18 protein-coding genes and 1 pseudogene are annotated in these 18,556 nt (G+C 65.0%); 12 read left to right on the forward strand and 7 right to left on the reverse strand.

Translation table 11 applies throughout. The features are described from left to right. Positions 1 to 286 precede the first annotated feature (286 nt). Complete coding sequence (locus tag N2603_RS16420; protein WP_260389614.1) at positions 287 to 1,486, forward strand: TrmJ/YjtD family RNA methyltransferase; 1,200 nt, start codon at positions 287 to 289, stop codon at positions 1,484 to 1,486. Between the two features lie 223 nt (positions 1,487 to 1,709). Here N2603_RS16420 and N2603_RS16425 read toward each other — a convergent pair whose 3' ends face one another. Both N2603_RS16425 and N2603_RS16430 read right to left on the reverse strand, forming a co-directional pair. Further along, positions 1,710 to 2,918, reverse strand: coding sequence for a GGDEF domain-containing protein (locus N2603_RS16425; RefSeq protein ID WP_260389615.1), 1,209 nt, complete (start codon positions 2,916 to 2,918; stop codon positions 1,710 to 1,712). Between the two features lie 365 nt (positions 2,919 to 3,283). Then, positions 3,284 to 3,931: a TetR/AcrR family transcriptional regulator gene (locus N2603_RS16430; RefSeq protein WP_260389616.1), complete on the reverse strand. Its 648-nt coding sequence runs from the start codon at positions 3,929 to 3,931 to the stop codon at positions 3,284 to 3,286. Positions 3,932 to 4,177: 246 nt separating this feature from the next. On the opposite strand from N2603_RS16430, the gene N2603_RS16435 reads away from it, so the two are divergent. The 3 genes from N2603_RS16435 (at position 4,178) to N2603_RS16445 (ending at position 6,810) form a co-directional block, all read left to right on the forward strand. Next, positions 4,178 to 4,720: an OsmC family protein gene (locus N2603_RS16435; RefSeq protein WP_027576569.1), complete on the forward strand. Its 543-nt coding sequence runs from the start codon at positions 4,178 to 4,180 to the stop codon at positions 4,718 to 4,720. A gap of 35 nt (positions 4,721 to 4,755) precedes the next feature. After that, complete coding sequence (locus tag N2603_RS16440; RefSeq protein WP_260389617.1) at positions 4,756 to 5,868, forward strand: acyl-CoA dehydrogenase family protein; 1,113 nt, start codon at positions 4,756 to 4,758, stop codon at positions 5,866 to 5,868. A 63-nt stretch (positions 5,869 to 5,931) separates the two neighbouring features. Further along, positions 5,932 to 6,810: a sulfurtransferase gene (locus N2603_RS16445; RefSeq protein WP_260389618.1), complete on the forward strand. Its 879-nt coding sequence runs from the start codon at positions 5,932 to 5,934 to the stop codon at positions 6,808 to 6,810. A 9-nt stretch (positions 6,811 to 6,819) separates the two neighbouring features. Here the strand turns inward: N2603_RS16445 and N2603_RS16450 are convergent, their stop codons facing one another. After that, positions 6,820 to 8,745, reverse strand: coding sequence for a sigma 54-interacting transcriptional regulator (locus N2603_RS16450; protein WP_260389619.1), 1,926 nt, complete (start codon positions 8,743 to 8,745; stop codon positions 6,820 to 6,822). 160 nt (positions 8,746 to 8,905) lie between these two features. On the opposite strand from N2603_RS16450, the gene N2603_RS16455 reads away from it, so the two are divergent. From N2603_RS16455 to cynS, 4 genes are all read left to right on the forward strand, one after another. After that, entirely contained in the window at positions 8,906 to 10,285 is a 1,380-nt protein-coding gene (locus tag N2603_RS16455; RefSeq protein ID WP_260389620.1) for a CmpA/NrtA family ABC transporter substrate-binding protein, read from the forward strand. Between the two features lie 187 nt (positions 10,286 to 10,472). Further along, the gene (ntrB, locus tag N2603_RS16460; RefSeq protein ID WP_260389621.1) at positions 10,473 to 11,312 is read left to right on the forward strand and encodes a nitrate ABC transporter permease; all 840 of its coding nucleotides are present in this window, start codon (positions 10,473 to 10,475) and stop codon (positions 11,310 to 11,312) included. Between the two features lie 5 nt (positions 11,313 to 11,317). Continuing rightward, the gene (locus tag N2603_RS16465; protein WP_260389622.1) at positions 11,318 to 12,241 is read left to right on the forward strand and encodes an ABC transporter ATP-binding protein; all 924 of its coding nucleotides are present in this window, start codon (positions 11,318 to 11,320) and stop codon (positions 12,239 to 12,241) included. A 15-nt stretch (positions 12,242 to 12,256) separates the two neighbouring features. Next, complete coding sequence (gene cynS, locus N2603_RS16470; RefSeq protein ID WP_211403748.1) at positions 12,257 to 12,745, forward strand: cyanase; 489 nt, start codon at positions 12,257 to 12,259, stop codon at positions 12,743 to 12,745. Positions 12,746 to 13,009: 264 nt separating this feature from the next. Here the strand turns inward: cynS and N2603_RS16475 are convergent, their stop codons facing one another. Then, positions 13,010 to 13,357, reverse strand: coding sequence for a hypothetical protein (locus tag N2603_RS16475; protein WP_018642737.1), 348 nt, complete (start codon positions 13,355 to 13,357; stop codon positions 13,010 to 13,012). Positions 13,358 to 13,517: 160 nt separating this feature from the next. Between N2603_RS16475 and N2603_RS16480 the strand changes: the two are divergent. Further along, positions 13,518 to 13,625 (forward strand): annotated as a pseudogene (locus N2603_RS16480) (cyanase); the annotation flags it as partial. A gap of 40 nt (positions 13,626 to 13,665) precedes the next feature. Here N2603_RS16480 and N2603_RS16485 read toward each other — a convergent pair. Then, positions 13,666 to 14,493 carry an isocitrate lyase/PEP mutase family protein gene (locus tag N2603_RS16485; RefSeq protein ID WP_260389623.1) on the reverse strand — a complete coding sequence of 276 codons (828 nt, stop codon included), beginning with the start codon at positions 14,491 to 14,493 and terminating at the stop codon, positions 13,666 to 13,668. 108 nt (positions 14,494 to 14,601) lie between these two features. Between N2603_RS16485 and N2603_RS16490 the strand changes: the two genes are divergently transcribed. Continuing rightward, positions 14,602 to 15,576, forward strand: a complete 975-nt coding sequence (locus tag N2603_RS16490) for a LysR family transcriptional regulator (RefSeq protein WP_260389624.1) — start codon at positions 14,602 to 14,604, stop codon at positions 15,574 to 15,576. 5 nt (positions 15,577 to 15,581) lie between these two features. Here N2603_RS16490 and N2603_RS16495 read toward each other — a convergent pair whose 3' ends face one another. After that, positions 15,582 to 15,905: a DUF1476 domain-containing protein gene (locus N2603_RS16495; protein WP_260389625.1), complete on the reverse strand. Its 324-nt coding sequence runs from the start codon at positions 15,903 to 15,905 to the stop codon at positions 15,582 to 15,584. A gap of 331 nt (positions 15,906 to 16,236) precedes the next feature. Between N2603_RS16495 and purC the strand changes: the two genes are divergently transcribed. Together purC and purS are read left to right on the forward strand one after the other, a co-directional pair. Beyond that, positions 16,237 to 17,004 (forward strand): phosphoribosylaminoimidazolesuccinocarboxamide synthase, encoded by a 768-nt coding sequence (purC, locus tag N2603_RS16500; RefSeq protein ID WP_172782948.1) that lies wholly within the window; start codon positions 16,237 to 16,239, stop codon positions 17,002 to 17,004. 13 nt (positions 17,005 to 17,017) lie between these two features. Then, complete coding sequence (purS, locus tag N2603_RS16505) at positions 17,018 to 17,260, forward strand: phosphoribosylformylglycinamidine synthase subunit PurS (RefSeq protein ID WP_007602264.1); 243 nt, start codon at positions 17,018 to 17,020, stop codon at positions 17,258 to 17,260. Positions 17,261 to 17,383: 123 nt separating this feature from the next. Here purS and N2603_RS16510 read toward each other — a convergent pair whose 3' ends face one another. Next, a complete protein-coding gene (locus N2603_RS16510; RefSeq protein WP_018647439.1) occupies positions 17,384 to 18,400 on the reverse strand; it encodes a magnesium and cobalt transport protein CorA in 1,017 nt (338 codons plus the stop codon). Positions 18,401 to 18,556 lie beyond the last annotated feature (156 nt).

The raw sequence follows: 18,556 nt of genomic DNA on the forward strand, positions 1-18,556 counted from the left end.
ACCTGATAGCAGCGGGCGAAAGCCAAGTGATTATGCACTTTTAGCTCATCCAGCTTCCCCAGATGGGGAGCGGGGCCTGACCCCGCGGCTGGGGCGGGGGTGAGGTTTCAGGCGAGATTCAAAAGTTGAATCCAACCCGTTATTTCCCTTGAGAATTTTGTCAGGACAGGCAAACGACAGGCGGGCAGCGCCGGCCGGCCCAAGACCAACTCGAAAAGGCCGCCTTGAATCATTTCCTAAGAGTGCCTTGCCAAGGCCTTGAGAGACAGTGTGAAAGCGAAGCCAGATGTCGGGGACTGACAAGAGCAAGACGGGCCTTTCCCTCGACGGTCCCATCGTCATCCTGGTCGAGCCGCAGCTGGGTGAAAACATCGGCATGGCCGCGCGCGCCATGGGCAACTTCGCGCTCGGCGCCTTGCGCATCGTCAACCCCAGGGACGGCTGGCCCAACATCGCGGCCCAGCGGGCCGCGGCCGGCGCCGACCACATTCTGGAAAAGGTCGAATTGTTCGACACGGTGGAGCAGGCGGTCGCCGACCTCGACCTCTTGTTCGCCACCACGGCTCGCCCCCACGACCAGGCCAAGCCGGTGGTCGGGCCGGAAGCGGCAGTCAGCGAGATCGCCCGGCATGTCGCGACCGGCGGCAAGGCCGGTATCCTGTTCGGCCGGGAGCGCTGGGGCCTGACCAATGAGGAGGTCGGGCTCTCCAACCGCATCATCACTTTCCCGGTCAATCCGGGTTTTGCCTCGCTCAACCTCGCCCAGGCCGTGCTGTTGGTCGGCTATGAATGGTTCAAGCTGGCGACGTCAGGCGAACTGCCGCACGCCATGCCGGAGCGCTCCGAGCGCGCCTCGCAGCACCAGATGCAGGCGTTCTTCGACAATCTCGTGCGCGAGCTCGACAAGGTCGAGTTCCTGCGGCCGGCCGAGAAGCGCGACACCATGCTGGTGAACCTGCGCAACATCTTCAGCCGCATGGAGCCGACCAAGCAGGACATGCATACCCTCCACGGCGTCGTCATGGCGATTGCGGAGGGGCGCAAGGGTCCGGCCAAGGGCGGCGTGCTCGACGGCGAGCAGGCGACGCGCCTGCGCGCGCTGCTGGCGGAGCACGGGCAGGGCGGCGGCGTGCCCGACAGCGGCTCGACCGTGCGCGGCCTCGCCCGCCTGCTCCGCCGCAACCCGACCGACGCCGAGCGCCTGCTCTGGCAGGCCCTGACCCGCGACCGCCGCTTCGCAGGTGGGTTCAAGCGCCAGACCCCGGTCGGGCGCCACATCCCGGACTTCGTCTCGTTCCCGCATCGGATCGCGATCGAGCTGGTCAACCCGGGCGAGGGGGAAGCCATTGCCGCGGACCGCGCAGGGCGGCGGACATGGCTCGAGGCGCGCGACTATCGGGTGCTGGAGATCCGTGCGGCGGATGTGGAGCGCGATCTGGAGGCGGAGCTGGTGCGGCTGCAGGGGATGCTCGAGCAGGGCGCGTAGGTTTCGTCGGGCACAGGTCTCGTAGGGTGGGCAAAGCGAAGCGTGCCCACCATGTCTATCGACGACGCTGAGAGAGAAGTGGTGGGCACGGCGCTTTGCGCCTTTGCCACCCTACGAGATCTTCGTAGCCCGGATGAGCGAAGCGATATCCGGGGAAAGGCCCCGCATGTCGCTGCGCTCATGCGGGCTACGCCGTGGTGACGGAACGCGCTTCGCCCCTACATCAGGCCGCACTCGCCATCGGGCCCCTCGGCTCGCTCTGTTGCAGCCGGCGCAATGCCGAAAGGTTGGTCTCGACCGATGCGAGGCAGCAGCGGGATTTGCCGCCCGACTTCGCCTCGTAGAGCGCGGCATCGGCGACGGCGAGCAAATCGGCAACGTCGGCGCCGTGATCCGGCGACATCGCAATGCCGACGCTGGCTCCGACACCGGCGCGCACCTCGCCACTGAGTTCGTAGGAGGCGGCAACCTCGGCGATGAGGCGGTGTCCCGTCTCCCGCGCCATCTCGGGAGCGACGCCGTCGAGGAGCACGACGAATTCGTCGCCGCCCATCCGCGCAACCACCGTGCCGTCAGGCAACACCCGGCGCACGCGAGCGGCCACCGCTTTCAGCACTTCGTCGCCCGCCGCGTGTCCGAACGTGTCGTTGATCGGCTTGAAATTGTCGAGGTCGAAGAACATCACCGCGAAGGAGGGTTCGCCGCGCGCCGCGAGCCTCGTGCCGAGCGCTTCGACGAGGCCGGCCCGATTGAGCAGTCCCGTGAGCGCGTCATGATGGGCGCGATGGCTGTTCTCGCGCTCGGCGCGCATGGTTGCGATCAGCATGCGGTTGAGGCGGAAGGCGGCAGCCGTCATCGCCGCCAGATACATCGGCACCTGCAGATACACGATGTAGAACAGCGGCTCGCCGGCGAGTGCGGCGCCGGGGATGATGGGACCAAGGCTCAAGAGGATCATGGTTCCGGCGAGGCGCGGTGCGCCGAAATTGCGGAAGCAGATGCCGCCGACCATCGCTGCGGCCGACAGCGACGCCAGCATGGCGACGACCCAGTCGCCGCTCGCAAGGCTGGCGATGGCGCCAAATCCGACGCTGGCGCTCCAGGCGACCGCCAGCAGGAGATGAAGGTCAGTCGGAGTCGGGCGGTGCTCACGCGCCTTGCGATGCGCGCTGGCGAGCACGAGGAGACGGGCGAGGCAGATCGCGATCTCCATGACCAGCCAGACGATGAAGGGGGCGGTCTGCTTGCGGGCGGCGATCACGGCGGCGACCGCAATAGTGTTGACGGCGCCGGCGGCAAACACCGGCAGCGATCCATGGAGCTGGGCAATGAGCGCGGCACGGATGTCGTCGGGCGCGCCCGGCCCGGCATCGGCCAGCCAGCGCGTCAGGCGCCAGCTCGGCGCGCTGTAGAGTGCCTCGTTCGATTGCATTGCAGAGCGTCCCCGTATCCCGGGGGCCAACAACGACGACGGCTCCTAACAGCCTTTTAAGCCAGAAGCCGATTGTACCGGCCGTGCTTGACGCAAGGTAAATGGACGCTGCCGGGACTGCGGCCGTGCAGGAAGGTGCGGGTTGGTGCAGGAGTGCGGTGAGGGGAGGCGGATTGGGGTAGCGAGCCAACGGGTCGGCGTGAAGCGCCGCCCGATGACAGGCTCCGCGATATCCGGGGAAAGGTCCCGCATGTCGCTGCGCTCATGCGGGCTACCAGCGTCGTAGCCCGGATGGAGCGGAGCGTAATCCGGGACAGTGTCCCCGCATTCCGCTTCGCTGCATGCGGGCTACGAGAGCAGCGCGTTTAGACCGCCTCGAGCTGATCCGCCCCACGCTTCTTCTTTACTTTCGCCTGGCCGAGCAGGGGACCGGCGGTGAGCGCGGCCGTATCGGCCACGCCCGGGTCGCGCGAGATCATCGCGGCGACGATGGCACCATCGATGATGAGGCCGAGCTGGTGCGCCAGCACCGCGGGCTCGCTGGAGCCGAGCTCGCCGGCGAGCTTCTCGATATGGCCGAGCACGATCTTCTTGTGCTTCAGCGCGATGTTGCGGAACTGCTTTGCGTCCTTGTCATGCTCGCCGACGGCGTTGATGAAGGGGCAGCCGTAGAAGCGCTCTTCCGCGAACCAGCTCTTCAGCGCCGGGAAGATCCGCGTCAGCTTGGCCTGCGCGTCGCCGCCGCCCGCTTCCATGGCGCCGATGAACCATTCGCGCCACTGCTTGCCTTCACTCTCCAGCACCGCGTTGACGAGATTGGTCTTGGAGCCGAACAATTTGTAGAGCGTCGTCTTCGCCGTGCCGGCTTCCTCGATGATCGCGTCGATGCCGGTGGCGTTGATGCCGTTCTTGCAGAACAGATGCGTCGCGGCGCTGAGCAGGCGCCCGCGCGCAGATTCATCTTCACCAGCGGCGGCGTGCGGCGAATGCTTTTTCGATGACGTCTTTGCCATGGACTCAAACTTACCCGCAGCCGTGCCGCATCAGCAAGCCGCATCTGTTCCGCGCTGAAAAGATTCGCAAAGGCCGCCCATCTGCATCGCCTTTGAGCAAGCGGCTGCTGATCAATCCGCAGGCAGGCAGGCTTAAGCGGCTCCAAAGCTTCGCCTTTTGTTTTCGGCCGGCTCTGGCACGCTCCATGCAAGGAAACAGACCGTTCGGTATCCTGCCGATTTCCACTTCTGCCAGGGAGAAGATTGATGACCGCCGTCGTTCAGAAGACAGTGCTGACGGGTTGCCTCGCACCCATCGACAAGAATGGCCTCGAGCAACTGATCGCCAACGGCAAGGCGAACCCGAAGGTCATCAAGACCTTGAAGTGCAAGACGGTCGCGGAAGGCAAATTCCGCCACGCCAACTACATCCGCAACCTGCCACCCTACATCGTCGACGAGCCGCCGGGGCTGCTGGGCGACGATACCGCGCCCAATCCGTCGGAGGCCTCGCTCGCCGCGCTCGGCTCCTGCCTGGCGGTCGGCCTGCACGCCAACGCCGTGCATCGCGGCTGGATCGTCAACAAGCTCGAGCTCGAGCTCGAAGGCGACCTCAACATCACCGCGGTCTGGGGCACCGGCGACACCTCGGACAAGCCGGTCGGCTTCACCGACGTCCGCGTGAAAGTGGACATGGAGTGCGAGGGCATCTCGCCGGACGAGATCAACGCGCTGGTCGCCCATGTGAAGAAATGGTCGCCGGTCGCCAACACCTTCACCCGCCCGGTCAATCTCGAGGTCGGCATCTAGCAGACAGCAATCAGGACAAGGTGCGGGAGACGACCATGGGTTCACTGGCTTTGTCGCGGGTCGAAGTTCTGGATCAGCCCGCACCGTCCATTGCAGGGGAGGTGGCGCGGATCGCGCGGGAGCAGCTCGCGCCGCTCGCCGCCGGCATCGACGACGGCTCGGTCTATCCGGCCGAGGTGCTGCGCGCGTTCGGCGCGGTCGGCGCCTGGGGCAGTCACATGCCCCTGGAAGGTCCCGCGGATTTGCGCTGCGCGATCGAGTCCATGGCTGCGATCGGCGAGGTCTGCGGCGCCACCGCCTTCATGGCCTGGTGCCAGAACACGCTGGTCTGGTACGCCGCAAACTCGACCAATCTGAAGCTGGCAAGGCGTTTTGGCGACGCGTTCTCGACAGGGCGCGTGCTCGGCGGCACCGGGCTGTCCAATCCGATGAAGAGCTTTTTCGGCATCGAGAAGCTCAAGCTGAAGGGGCGGAAGGTCGAGGGCGGCTACATCGTGCGTGGCGCGCTGCCCTGGGTCTCCAATCTCGGCCCGGACCATTATTTCGGCACGATCTTCGAGCGCGAGGACGACCAGGGGACCGTCATGTTCCTCGCCGACTGCTCCGATCCCGCGATCACGTTGACGCCGTGCAAGCCGTTCCTGGCGATGGACGGCACCGGCACTTACGGCGTGCAGTTCCGCGACGTGTTCGTGCCTGATGAGCTCATCCTTGCCGATCCCGCCGCGCCCTTCGTCAAGAAGATCCGCGCCGGCTTCATTTTGCTGCAGGCCGGCATGGCGCTCGGCGTCATCAGGGACTGCATTAACATCATGGACGAGGTGGATAGCCCGCTCGGCCACATCAACCGCTACCTGCCGCAGCAGCCGGTGCATTTTCGCGAGCTCGCCGCCGAGCTCGAGGCGGAGACCATGGCGTTTGCGCGCGATCCCTACAACGAGGAGGAGACCTACTGGCGCAAGGTGATCGCGCTGCGCCTGCGCGCGGGCGAGGCCAGCGTCGCGGCGGCGCATGCGGCGATGCTGCATTGTGGCGCGCGCGGCTATCTCAAGAGCCACCGCGCGCAGCGGCGCCTGCGCGAGGCCTATTTCGTCGCGATCGTCACGCCGGCCACCAAGCAGCTGCGCAAGATGCTCGCCGATGCCTGAGTTCCAAGTCTTTGAGTTCAACGAGTCCACCTGAAGACCACCCACCTCAACGGAGAGGCTGCCATGACTGACGTCCTGATCACTGCCGTCGAACTCGCCGATCTCTTGAAGAGCGAGCCGTGTGTCGTCATCGACACCCGCAATCCCGATGCCTATGCCGCCGGGCACCTGCCGGGCGCGGTGAACGTGCATGAGATCTTCACGTTCCTGGCGACCTCGACACCGGAGGGCATGGCTGAGCTCAAGACAAAATTCGCCGATGCGTTCGGCGGCGCGGGTCTCTCCGGCAAGGAAACCGCCGTGATCTACGAACAGTCGATGAACTCCGGCTTCGGCCAGTCCTGCCGCGGCTACTACCTGCTCACCATGCTCGGCTATCCCAAGGTGAAGGTGCTGCATGGCGGCTTCGATGCCTGGTCGGCCGCGGGCTTCCCGGTGACCAAGGACGTGCCGACGCCGGCGAAGGCTTCGTTCGCGATCGTGCCGGAAGCGGGCGAGATCCTGATCGACGCGAAAACCATGCTCGGCGCCGTCGGCAAGCCCGGCATCGCCATTCTCGATGTCCGCGACGTCGACGAGTGGATCGGCGACAGCTCTTCTCCGTATGGGAAGGATTTCTGCCCGCGCAAGGGCCGCATCCCCGGCGCGGTCTGGCTGGAGTGGTATCGCATGATGAAGCCGACCGCCGAGGGCCCGCGCTTCAAGTCCAAGGACGAGATTTTGGCCGAATGCGCCACCGTCGGCATCTCGCAGACGACGCCGGTCTATCTCTACTGCTTCAAGGGCGCGCGCGCCTCGAACACCTTCCTCGCGCTGAAGAATGCCGGCGTGAAGGACGTGCGGATGTATTTCGGCTCCTGGAACGAATGGTCGCGCGATCCCTCGCTGCCGATCGAGCAGGGCCTGCCGATTGCGACGGGAGTCACGACCAAGGCGGCGTGAGTGCTGCGATCACATGGCCCGCGGGCGAGGCGCGATTCCCAGCGCCTTGATCCGCGAGGCCAACGTGGTCGGCTTGATGTCCAGCATCTCGGCCGCGCCGCCGGGGCCGAAGACTTTTCCCGAGCAGACCTCGAGCGCGGCCAGAATATTGGCGCGCTCGTGGTCGCGCATTTCCGCCGACGTCATGACGGCGGGGCGCGTGTCGGCCTTCTGGCGTGCGGCGCCGCTAGGTGCTTGCGCGCCGGAGGAGTCGGGCAGATCGATGCGCAGGCGGCCGTTCTGCGACAGGATCGCGGCGCGCTCGATCACGTTCTGCAATTCGCGGACATTGCCGGGCCAGTCGTAGCGGGCAAGCCGCCGCGCATCGCCCTCGGAGAGGCGCAAATTCGACTTCAGCGCCTTGCCCTCGCGCGTCAAGAAGTGCTGGGCGAGCAGGGGAATGTCCTCGCGCCGCTCGCGCAAGGGCACGGTCTCGATCGGGAACACGTTGAGGCGGAAATAGAGGTCCTCGCGGAAACGGCCGCGCTGCACCTCCTGCTTGAGGTCGCGATTGGTCGCGGCGATGACGCGGACATCGACCGCGCGGGTGCGCTCCTGGCCGACGCGCTCGAAATGTCCCTCCTGCAAGACGCGCAGCAGCTTGCCTTGCAGTTCGAGCGGGATCTCGCCGACCTCGTCGAGGAACAGCGTGCCGCCGTCGGCGAGCTCGAAGCGGCCGATGCGGTCGCGCGTCGCGCCGGTGAAGGCGCCGCGGACATGGCCGAAGAACTCGCTCTCGAACAATTCGCGCGGGATCGCGGCGCAGTTGACGCGGATCAGCGGGCGGTCGCTGCGGGTGGAGTCCTCGTGAATAGCGCGCGCGATCAGCTCCTTGCCGGTGCCGGACTCGCCGGTGATCATCACCGCCGCGGTGGTCGGCGCCACCAGCTTGACCTGTCGCAGCGTCTTCTGGATCGCCTCGCTTTGACCGATGATGCCGCGCGGGTTGGTCTCGATGCGGATTTCTTCCTGCAGATAAGCGTTCTCCAGCTCCAGCCGCTCGCGCAGACGGTCGACCTCGGCGAGCGCGGCATGCAGCTTCTCGTCGGCCTCGCGGCGCTGGCTGACGTCGCGAAACACCACGACCGCGCCGACCACGACGCCGCGGTCGCGAATTGGCGTGGAGGTGTATTCGACCCAGGCGGGCGAGCCGTCCTTGCGCCAGAACACCTCGCCGTCGACCTGGTGCACGGCGCCGTCGCGGAACGCCGCATAGATCGGACAGTCGTGGTTGTGATAGTGGCGGCCGTCGTGATGGGTGTGGTGGACGATCGGGTGGATCTCCTTGCCGACCAGCTCCTCGGCGGTCCAGCCGAGCATGCGCTCGGCCGCGGGATTGACGAAGGTGGTCTTTCCTTCCGCGTTCACGCCATAGATGCCTTCGCCGGCGGCGCGCAGGATCAGCTGGTTCTCGCGCTCGATGTCCTGGAACACGCGCTCGACCCGCTGCCAGGTCGAGATGCCGCCGCGCATATGGTCTTCGGCGGCGGCATCGACATTGCGCCGGCGGCGCGCTTCGAGATCGGTCAGTGTCAGCAGCAGCAGCGAGCGGCCGTCATGCGGCAGCAGGCAGCCGGCATATTCGAGCTGGAGATTTTGCCCCGTCGCATGGCGGGGGGTGAGCGCGGTGGTCCAGTAGGCGCCCTTGTGCAGCACCGCCTGGGTGAAGACGGTGAGGGCCGGAAGCTCGCCGGCGTGGAGCGTGCTGGCCCTGGTCTGCCGCAACAGCGCGCGGTCATAGCCGAGCAGGGCGCAGGCGGCGGGATTGGCATCGACGATCTGGTCGCTGAAGGGATCGACCAGCAGCGTCGCCTCGACCGAGGATTCGAACGCTGCGATACGCGGGTCGATGGCGGGGGCCACATCGTCGTGGATGGGCATTGGCGTCGTTGCCATTGCGAAATCTCGTAATTGAGCTACGAAATCTCGTTTATCACGAGTTTTCGTAGTGGCCAAGCGTGACCGAAAGTGCTGCGTCATCAAGGCACTGGCCGCTTCTGGGGCCGTGGCATGCTCCTTGCGTAATTCCTCCTGGCAATGACGCGCAGGAGGGCCGATGTCCACGTTCGACAATCCGTTTGATCCCGATCGCAACCTTCGAGCCGGCTGCGTCTGTGGCCAGCATCGTTCCGCGGCCGAGCACGGGCAGGCCACGGCGCTGCGCTGCGAGCCGACCGAGAGCGAGGAGAAGCGCTACGAGGGGGTGGTCGCCTCCGCCGTGATGCGCGCGATGTTTCCGCAGGATGTGGCGCGGCGCGCGTTCCTGAAGTCGGTCGGTGCGTCGACCGCGCTCGCGGCACTCTCGCAGTTCTTCCCGCTCAAGACGGCGACCGAGGTCTTTGCGCAAACCGGCGCGCCCGAGAAGAAGGACCTCAAGGTCGGTTTCATCCCGATCACCTGCGCCACGCCCATCATCATGGCGGCGCCGATGGGGTTCTATGCCAAGCACGGCCTCAATGTCGAAGTGGTCAAGACCGCCGGCTGGGCGGTGATCCGCGACAAGACCATCAACAAGGAATACGACGCCGCGCACATGCTGGCGCCGATGCCGATCGCGATCTCGCTTGGCTTGGGCGCCAACGCCATCCCGTTCGCAGTGCCCGCGATCGAAAACATCAACGGGCAGGGCATCGTGCTCGCGGCCAAGCACAAGGACAAGCGTGACCCAAAGGACTGGAAGGGGCTGAAATTCGCCATTCCCTTCGACTATTCCATGCACAATTACCTGCTGCGCTATTATCTCGCCGAGCACGGGATCGACCCCGATACCGACGTGCAGCTGCGCTCGGTGCCGCCGCCGGAGATGGTCGCGAACCTCCGCGCCGACAACATCGACGGCTTCCTCGCGCCCGACAACATCTGCCAGCGCGCGATCTATGACGGCGTCGGCTTCATGCATCTGCTCTCGAAGGAGATCTGGGACGGTCATCCCTGCTGCAGCTTCGCCGCCAGCCGCGAGTTCATCACGACGGCGCCGAACAGCTTTGCCGCGCTGACGCGCGCCATCGTCGATGCCACCGCCTACGCCTCGAAGGCGGAGAACCGCAAGCAGATTGCGGAGGCGATTGCGCCGGCCAACTACATCAACGCGCCGGTGACGGTGCTGGAGCAGGTGCTCACCGGCACCTATGCCGACGGCCTCGGCGGGGTGAAGACCGATGCCAAGCGCGTCGATTTCGATCCGTTCCCCTGGCAGTCCTTTGCGGTGTGGATGCTGACGCAGATGAAGCGCTGGGGCCAGATCAAGGGCGATGTCGACTACAAGGCGGTGGCCGAGCAGGTGTATCTGGCGACCGATACCAAGAAGCTGATGACCGAGATGGGCCTGTCGCCGCCGGCGGGCAGCTACAAGTCGTTCGCGGTGATGGGCAAGACGTTCGATCCGGCCAAGCCCGAGGATTACGTCGCGAGCTTCAAGATCAGGAAGCAGTCGTGATGGGCCGCGCTCTATCCCCGCTGTCGTCCCGGCGAAGGCCGGGACCCATACCGCGTGATCTATCGGCTGCGGAAGGTCGCAGTACCGAACGACGAGTCTTCGCCAAACTTCTCCCTGTGGTTATGGGTCCCGGCCCCCGTGCGCAAAGCGCACTAGGCCGGGGCGACATGTGGAGAGGTCTCGCACAATGAACTCTTCCCTCCGCCTCCGCGCCGGCCTCGTCTCCATCGCGCTCCTCGCCGCCTTCCTCGGCATCTGGCATCTCGCCACGCGCTCGACGGCGCCGGTGACGACGATGAGCCCGGAATACGCCAAGCTGATGGGCCTCACCGCCACGCAGGGCAAATCGGCGATGCCCGGCCCGCTCGATGTCGGGGCCAAGCTGTGGGAGCACCTGAAGCGGCCGTTCTACGATAACGGGCCGAACGACAAGGGGCTCGGCATCCAGCTCGCTTATTCGATCGCGCGGGTCGGCACCGGCTATCTGCTGGCGGTGCTGGTCGCCATTCCGCTCGGCTTCCTGATCGGCGTGTCGCCGCTGCTCAGCAAGGCGCTCGATCCCTTCATTCAGGTCTTGAAGCCGATCTCGCCGCTGGCCTGGATGCCGCTGGCGCTCTACACCATCAAGGATTCCTCGGTCTCCGCCATCTTCGTCATCTTCATCTGCTCGATCTGGCCGATGCTGCTCAACACCGTGTTCGGCGTCGCCAGCGTCCGCAAGGAATGGATCAACGTCGCGCGCACGCTCGAGGTCGGCACCGTCAGGCGCGCCTTCACGGTGATCCTCCCCGCAGCGGCGCCGACGATCCTGACCGGCATGCGCATCTCGATCGGCATCGCCTGGCTCGTGATCGTCGCGGCCGAGATGCTCGTCGGCGGCACCGGCATCGGCTACTTCGTCTGGAACGAGTGGAACAACCTCTCGATCACCAACGTCATCATCGCGATCCTCCTGATCGGGATCGTCGGCATGCTGCTCGACCAGATCCTCGCGCGCTTCACGCGCATGGTCACCTTTCCGGAGTAGGGGCCTTGACCGACAAGTTCGTCTCCATCGAAGGCATCGCCAAGCGCTATCCGGGCGCGAATGGCGCCACCACCGCCGTATTCGAGAACCTCTGGCTGTCGATGGCGCGCGGCGAGTTCTGTTGCGTGATCGGCCATTCCGGCTGCGGCAAGACCACGGTGCTGAACATCCTCGCCGGCCTCGATGCGCCGAGCGAAGGGGCGGTCATCGTGGACGGGCAGGCGATCTCGGGCACCAGCCTCGACCGCGCCGTGATCTTCCAGAGCCATGCGCTGCTGCCCTGGCGCACCGTGCTCGGCAACGTCGCCTATGCCGTGAGCTCGAAATGGCGGACCTGGGATCGCGCCAAGGTCAAGGCGCATGCGCAGACATTCATCGATCTCGTCGGCCTCACCGGCTCCGAGCACAAGCGCCCCTCGGAGCTGTCGGGCGGCATGAAGCAGCGCGTCGGCATCGCGCGGGCACTGTCGATCACGCCGAAGATGATGCTGATGGACGAGCCGTTCTCGGCGCTGGATGCGCTGACGCGCGGCACGCTGCAGGACGAGGTCCGGCGCATTTGCCTGGAGACCGGCCAGACCGCGTTCATGATCACCCATGACGTCGACGAGGCGATCTATCTCGCCGACAAGATTTTCCTGATGACCAACGGGCCCGGCGCTGTGCTGGCCGAAGTCGTCGAAAACCCGTTGCCGAGGGATCGCGCCCGCACCGATTTGCACCGCCATCCGCTCTACTACGCGCTGCGCAACCACATCATCGACTTCCTGGTCACGCGCAGCAAGACCTTCGCCGCAGAGACGCCGGACCATGATCCGCGCAACGTGCCTCTGGTGCATATCGGCAAGCCCGGACTGACGATCGCCTCGGGTAGTGAAGAGCAACGACAGACCTGGACACCCGGGACCAATCCCGGATTGAGCGCCTAACAAGGAGACACCAACATGAAACGCGAAGACCTCACCGAAAAACTGCTCGACATCAAGCGCGAGAAGGGCTGGAGCTGGAAACACATCTGCGAGAAGATCGGCGGCTATTCCGAGGTGCTGATCGTCGGCGCGATTATGGGCCAGATGAAGCTGACGAAGCCGCAGGCGGCGAACGCTGGCGAGCTGTTCGGCCTCTCGAAGGCCGAGACCGCGATGCTCAACGAGGTGCCGATGCGCGGCACCGGCACGCCGATGCCGCCGACCGATCCCCTGATCTACCGCTTCTACGAGATGGTGATGGTGAACGGCCCGGCCTGGAAGGCGCTGATCGAGGAAGAGTTCGGCGACGGCATCATGTCGGCGATCGACTTCGACATGGGAATCGAGCGCGTTGCCAACCCGAAGGGCGACCGCGTCAAGATCACCATGAGCGGCAAGTTCCTGCCGTACAAATATTACGGCGCCAGCGGCAACGTGCCGGAATACGGCTTCAAGGAAGGGTGAGGGCGCTCAACCGCAATGGCGGGGAGCTTGCGACAAGATTGCGAAGCAACTTGCGCTGAAGCAACGAAGCAATCCATCCATCCTGCGTGGTGCGCGGGCGATGGATTGCTTTGGGGAGCCTGACGGCGCGCCACGCGACGTCGTCACGACGACGCGCCGCGCTTTTTGAGCGCGGCGTTGCGACTTCTGCGTTGAAAATGATCCGCGCCGGCATGGCGCTCCGAAACCGTACGCTCCTTGACGAACCAGCCGACGCCGGCCGTGCTAACCCGTAACGAGCTGCACAGCGTAGGCGTAAGGTCCGTTCGGACTGCGTTGCGCATTCCACGCGCAATACCAGCCGGTGCCATAAGGCAGACCGGTATCCCAGCCACCCGAACTGACGTTATCCCACTGCCATGCCTTGACGTTGTCTTGGGGGTTGGACGGAAAAAACTGGCCCGAATAGACCATGATTTGTCCCTGCTGGGCCCTGAACGGCGCGGTGGTCTGCCAGGACAGCCAAAGGTTGCCGTGCAGCTGATACGCGTTGAGGTACCAGGTATAGGTACCGGACTGGGTTTGGACCGCCTGGGCCTGGTCGGTGATTTGCCTCGTAAGCATTTCGTTCATTTGCGCCTCCCCTTAAGGCTGCTGCCATCAGTGACATCTTAGATTTTAATTGCTAGTTTTACAACCAAAGGTCGATCACAAGGTGGTGTTGTCAAAGGGGGAGGGTGTCGCGAGAGACGATGGGCCCATCAGCCTGGCCAGAAATTTCGGTGCCAGGCTCGGGGACGGCATCATGTCGGCGATCGACTTCGACATGGGGATCGAGCGCGTCGCCAACCCGAGGGGCGATCGCGTCAAGATCACGATGAGCGGCAAGTCCCTGCCGTAGAAAGATTACGGCGCCAGCGGCAACGTGCCGGAGTACGGCTTTAGGGAGGGCTGACCGACGCGAATGCGTCGCGCAGCTCCTTGATCGGTGCCATCTCGCGAACATAGGTGAAGGAGCCGTTCTCCTTCATCTCGCGCGCGCTCTTCAGGAACGCAGCCAGCGCAACGCGGGCCATGGCGCCGCCCACGCTGATGCGCTTGACGCCGGCTGCGGCAATCTGCTCGACGGTCAGCGTCGGATCGGCAAAGCCCATCACCAGGTTGAAGGGCTTTTTGACCGACGAGGCCACGGTGCGGATGGTCTCGAGGTCGTGGACCCCCGGCGAATACAGAACGTCGGCGCCGGCGGCCTCGAACGCCTGCAGCCGCCGGATCGTGTCGTCGAGATCGTTGCTACCCTTCAGCAGGTTCTCGGCGCGGGCCGTCAGCGTGAATGGGAAGGGGAGCGCGCGTGCCGCCTCGACGGCGGCCTGCACGCGTTCGACCGCGAGCTGGAAATCGTAGATCGGCTTGCGCGGATCGCCGGTAAAATCCTCGATCGAGCCGCCGACGCAGCCGGCCTCCGCCGCGCGCGTGATGGCCCTTGCCGCGGTCTTCGGATCGTCGGCGCCACAGTTTTCGAGGTCGGCATTGACGGGAAGATCGATCGCCTCGGCGATGATCCGGCAGTTTTCAAGGATGGCATCGAGGCTGACGGTCGTGCTGCCGAGGGTGTTGGCAAGTCCAAGGCTCGTCGTCGCCAGCGCCTCGAACCCCATCGACGCCAGCAGTTTTGCGGTGCCGGCATCCCAGGGGTTCGGGATGATGAAGGCGCCGGGGCGCTGATGCAGTTCGCGAAATCGTGCTGCCTTGTCGGCCTGGGTGTGCATGGGGGCTCCTGTCGGTCTCTTGTCGCGCAGCAGCGATAGGATGGTTTCGCCCATCAGACAAATTTGTTATTGCTCTCGATATCATCAGCTTTTTGCATGAGGTCCGACATGGACAGCGACGCGCTGAACACGTTCCTGGTGGTGCACCGGCGCGGCGGCATCTCGAACGCTGCAAAGGCGCTGCATCGCTCGCAGCCGGCGATATCGCGCCGCATCGCGCTGCTGGAGCAAGAGCTCGGCGTGCCCCTGTTCGAGAGGATCGCGGGTCGTACGCGGCTCAGCGACGCCGGGCGCGTGCTGATCCCCTACGCCGAGCGCGCCGTCGCGGCGGCGCAGGACGCCGAACAGGCGATACGCGCGCTGACCAAGCAGAATTCGGGGCCGGTTTCGCTGGCCGTGACCGGCACGCTCGCCGACGGCCGCCTGTCGGGCATCATGAAACGGTTTGCCGCGGATAATCCCGCGGTCGCGCTCGCCTTGCGGACCGCGACCAGCGCGGAGGTCTCTGATCTCATCCGGCGCGGCGAGGCCACGATCGGCTTGCGTTACAACGCCGATCGCGCGGGCGATCTTGCCTGCGAGCTGGTACTCAGCGAAGCGTTGCAGGTGGTCTGTGCGTCCGATCATCCGCTCGCCGGCACGCGCGTGAAGCGGCTTGCCGAGCTTCGCAGCGAGCGCTGGATCGCGTTTCCGGAAACGCGCGGCCGCCGCGAGGTCGCGGCTGCTCACGTGTTCGCGCTGTTCCTGACGCAAGGCCTCGGGGACGTGGAGTGGACGGCGGTGGACAGCCTCACCGCGCAGAAGCGCCTCGTGGAGGCGGGCTTTGGCCTTGCGCTATTGGCGCAAAGCCACGTGGCGGAGGAACTGCGTACGGGGACGATCTCGACGATCACCGTCGGCGATCTCGCTGCGGACCAGCGCATCGTCCTGGTGACCCGTCGCGGCGGCTTTCTGAGTGCGGCCGCTCAGCGTCTGCTGGAAACCATCCGCCGCGACTACGCCGCGGGCGACGTTTCGAACATCCGGGGTAGGCGAAAAAAATCGCCGGCGCGCAAGGTCGTTGCGCGCCGGCGTCGGATCTGAACGTATTATGTCCCTGCCTTCACTTCGGCGGCCGCGACCGCGAGCAGCTCGCTCATCTTGGCGCGAATCGCCTGTTCGGTGACTGCGACGCTCTTGGCGGCGAAATCGGCCATGACCTTGCGCAGGACGTCGGCATCGCCGGCTTCCTCGAAATCGGCCGCGACGACCTCCTTGGCATAGGCGGTGGCGGCGTCGCCCGATATGCCGAGCTTTTCGGCCGCCCACAGCCCGAGCAGCCGGTTGCGGCGGGCCTCCGCCTTGAATTTCTGCTCCTCGTCGAGGGCAAATTTCTTCTCGAAGCCTTCCTGGCGCTTGTTGATTTCGCTCATGCGTCTTCCAATTCCCTGCTGACTGGACCCGGCGGCCCTCGTTGCGGGAGCCCCGGCGCATGCCTAGATAAGGAGCACGAATCGGCAAAACAACGAGCCGTTAAGCCGCAGGCAAGACGGTATAAGTTGGTGCCGGACGGCCGGATCGATTGTGCTCGGACAGCCAATCGGATAGGTTGCCTAAAGGCTTGGTTCCCGTTCTGTTTCCTCGGTGTTTCCTTGGGTTATGGATGGGTTCCGAGCCGTTCACGGCAGCTCCGCTGTGGGTCGTAATCCTAGTCAACCGGAGCACACCAAATTCATGGATTTCAACAAAACACGGTACATCCCAATGAGCCGTCGGCGTCGCATTTATGAAGGCAAGGCAAAGGTTCTCTACGAAGGCCCGGAGCCCGGTACCCTGATCCAGCACTTCAAGGACGACGCCACCGCGTTCAATGCGAAAAAGCATCAGGTGATCGAGGGCAAGGGTGTCCTCAACAACCGGATCTCGGAGTACCTGTTTCAGCACCTCAACGACATCGGGGTGCCGACCCATTTCATCCGCCGCCTCAACATGCGCGAGCAGTTGATTCGTGAGGTCGAGATCGTGCCGCTGGAAGTGGTGGTGCGGAACGTTGCCGCCGGCTCGCTGTCGCAGCGCCTCGGCATCGAGGAGGGCACGCAGCTGCCGCGCTCGATCATCGAATTCTATTACAAGAACGACCAGCTCAACGACCCCATGGTGTCGGAAGAGCACATCACCGCTTTCGGCTGGGCGACGCCCCAGGAGATCGACGACATCATGGCGCTCGCCATCCGCGTCAACGATTTCCTCACCGGCCTCTTCCTCGGCATCGGCATCCGCCTCGTCGACTTCAAGATGGAGTGCGGCCGCCTGTTCGAGAACGAGATGATGCGGATCATCGTCGCCGACGAGATCTCACCGGACAGCTGCCGTCTGTGGGACATCAAGTCGAACGAGAAGCTCGACAAGGATCGCTTCCGCCGCGACCTCGGCGGCCTGCTCGAGGCCTATACCGAAGTTGCAAAGCGCCTCGGCATCCTCATGGAGAACGAGCGTCCGCAGGGCACGGGCCCGGTGCTGGTGAAGAGCTAAGAGGGATATAGACGTGAAGGCACGTGTTACCGTTACCCTGAAGACCGGCATCCTCGATCCGCAAGGCAAGGCCATCGAAGGCGCGCTGAAGTCGCTCGGCGTCGACGGCGTCGCCAGCGTCCGCCAGGGCAAGGTGTTCGACATCGAGCTCGCCGGCGCCGACAAGGCCAAGGCGGAAGCCGCGCTGAAGGACGCCGCCGACAAGCTGCTGGCGAACACCGTGATCGAGAATTATCGGGTCGAGCTGATCGGCTAGGCCGGACTGAGTCGTAGCCCGGATGGAGCGAAGCGAAATCCGGGGGCTATCCGCGGTGGCACTGTCCCGGATTGCGCTTCGCTCCATCCGGGCTACGAAGTTATTGCTGAGCGCTCTCGCAGCTCACAGCCATCCCACCCGCCGAAAACGCCAATAGAGCGCGCCGCAGGCCGCAAGCATCACGCCGAGCAGCATGTAATAGCCGTACTCCCAGTCCAGCTCCGGCATGTGCTTGAAGTTCATGCCGTAGATGCCGGCAAGCGCGGTCGGGATGGCGATGATCGCCAGCCACGAGGCGAGCTTCTTGGACACCGCCGTCTCCTGCGCCTGTCCGACCAGCAGGCTTGCCTCGAAGGCGAAGGCCAGCACCTCGCGCATGGAATCGATGCGCTCCTGGATGTTCCTGACGTGGTCGGTGACGTCGCGGAACAGCGGCTGCATCGTCGCGCGCACCATCGACAGCTCGTCGTGCTCGAGCCGGCGGCAGACCTCCACCAGCGGTCCGATCGCGTTGCGGAGCCGTAACAGGTCACGGCGCAGCATGTAGAGCCGCTCGATCTGCGCCCTGGTGATCGCGTGGGCGAGCACGTCGTCCTCGATGCCCTCGACCTCTTCGTGAATGCTCTCCAGCACGGGCGAGTAGTTGTCGACGATGAAATCGAGGATCGCGTAGAGGATGTAGTCCTCGCCGCGGGCAAGCGCCCGCGGGCAGCTTTCGCAGCGTTCGCGCACTGGGGTGTAGGACGTCGAGGCGCCGTGGCGCACCGAGACCAGATAGCCGTCGCCGACGAAGATGTGGGTCTCGCCGAAGGCGATGCGGCCATCGATCAGCTGCGCCGTGCGCGCCACGATGAACAGGGCCTCGCCATATTGCTCGATCTTGGGCCGCTGATGGGCGTGGTTGGCGTCCTCGATGGCGAGCTCGTGCAGGTCGAACTGCTTCTGCACCGCGCCGAGCAGCGCCATGTCGGGCTCGTGCAGGCCGATCCAGACCACGTGGCCGGGCTTGGCCCGCCAGCTCGACGCTTCGCTGATGGCGATGTTGGCGACGCGCCTTCCGTCGACATAGGCGCCGGCAGCGATGACGCCCTCGGTGGATACCGGCTCGGAGGGGGATGCGGGCCGCGACGGGACGTTCATGGCTTCAATCCCGGGCAAGATCGTCGGGCAAAAGTGCCGTGGCTATGGCCTGTGTACAAGGCCGCCCGGCAAGGCTAGCACTGGTAAAATCCCCGTCAAATGGCTATGTCTCTTCACGAATTGGCCCTTTGGCCAGCCCGATTCCCATCACCGTCG

The organism is Bradyrhizobium huanghuaihaiense (genome assembly GCF_025200885.1).
Taxonomy (GTDB): domain Bacteria; phylum Pseudomonadota; class Alphaproteobacteria; order Rhizobiales; family Xanthobacteraceae; genus Bradyrhizobium; species Bradyrhizobium huanghuaihaiense.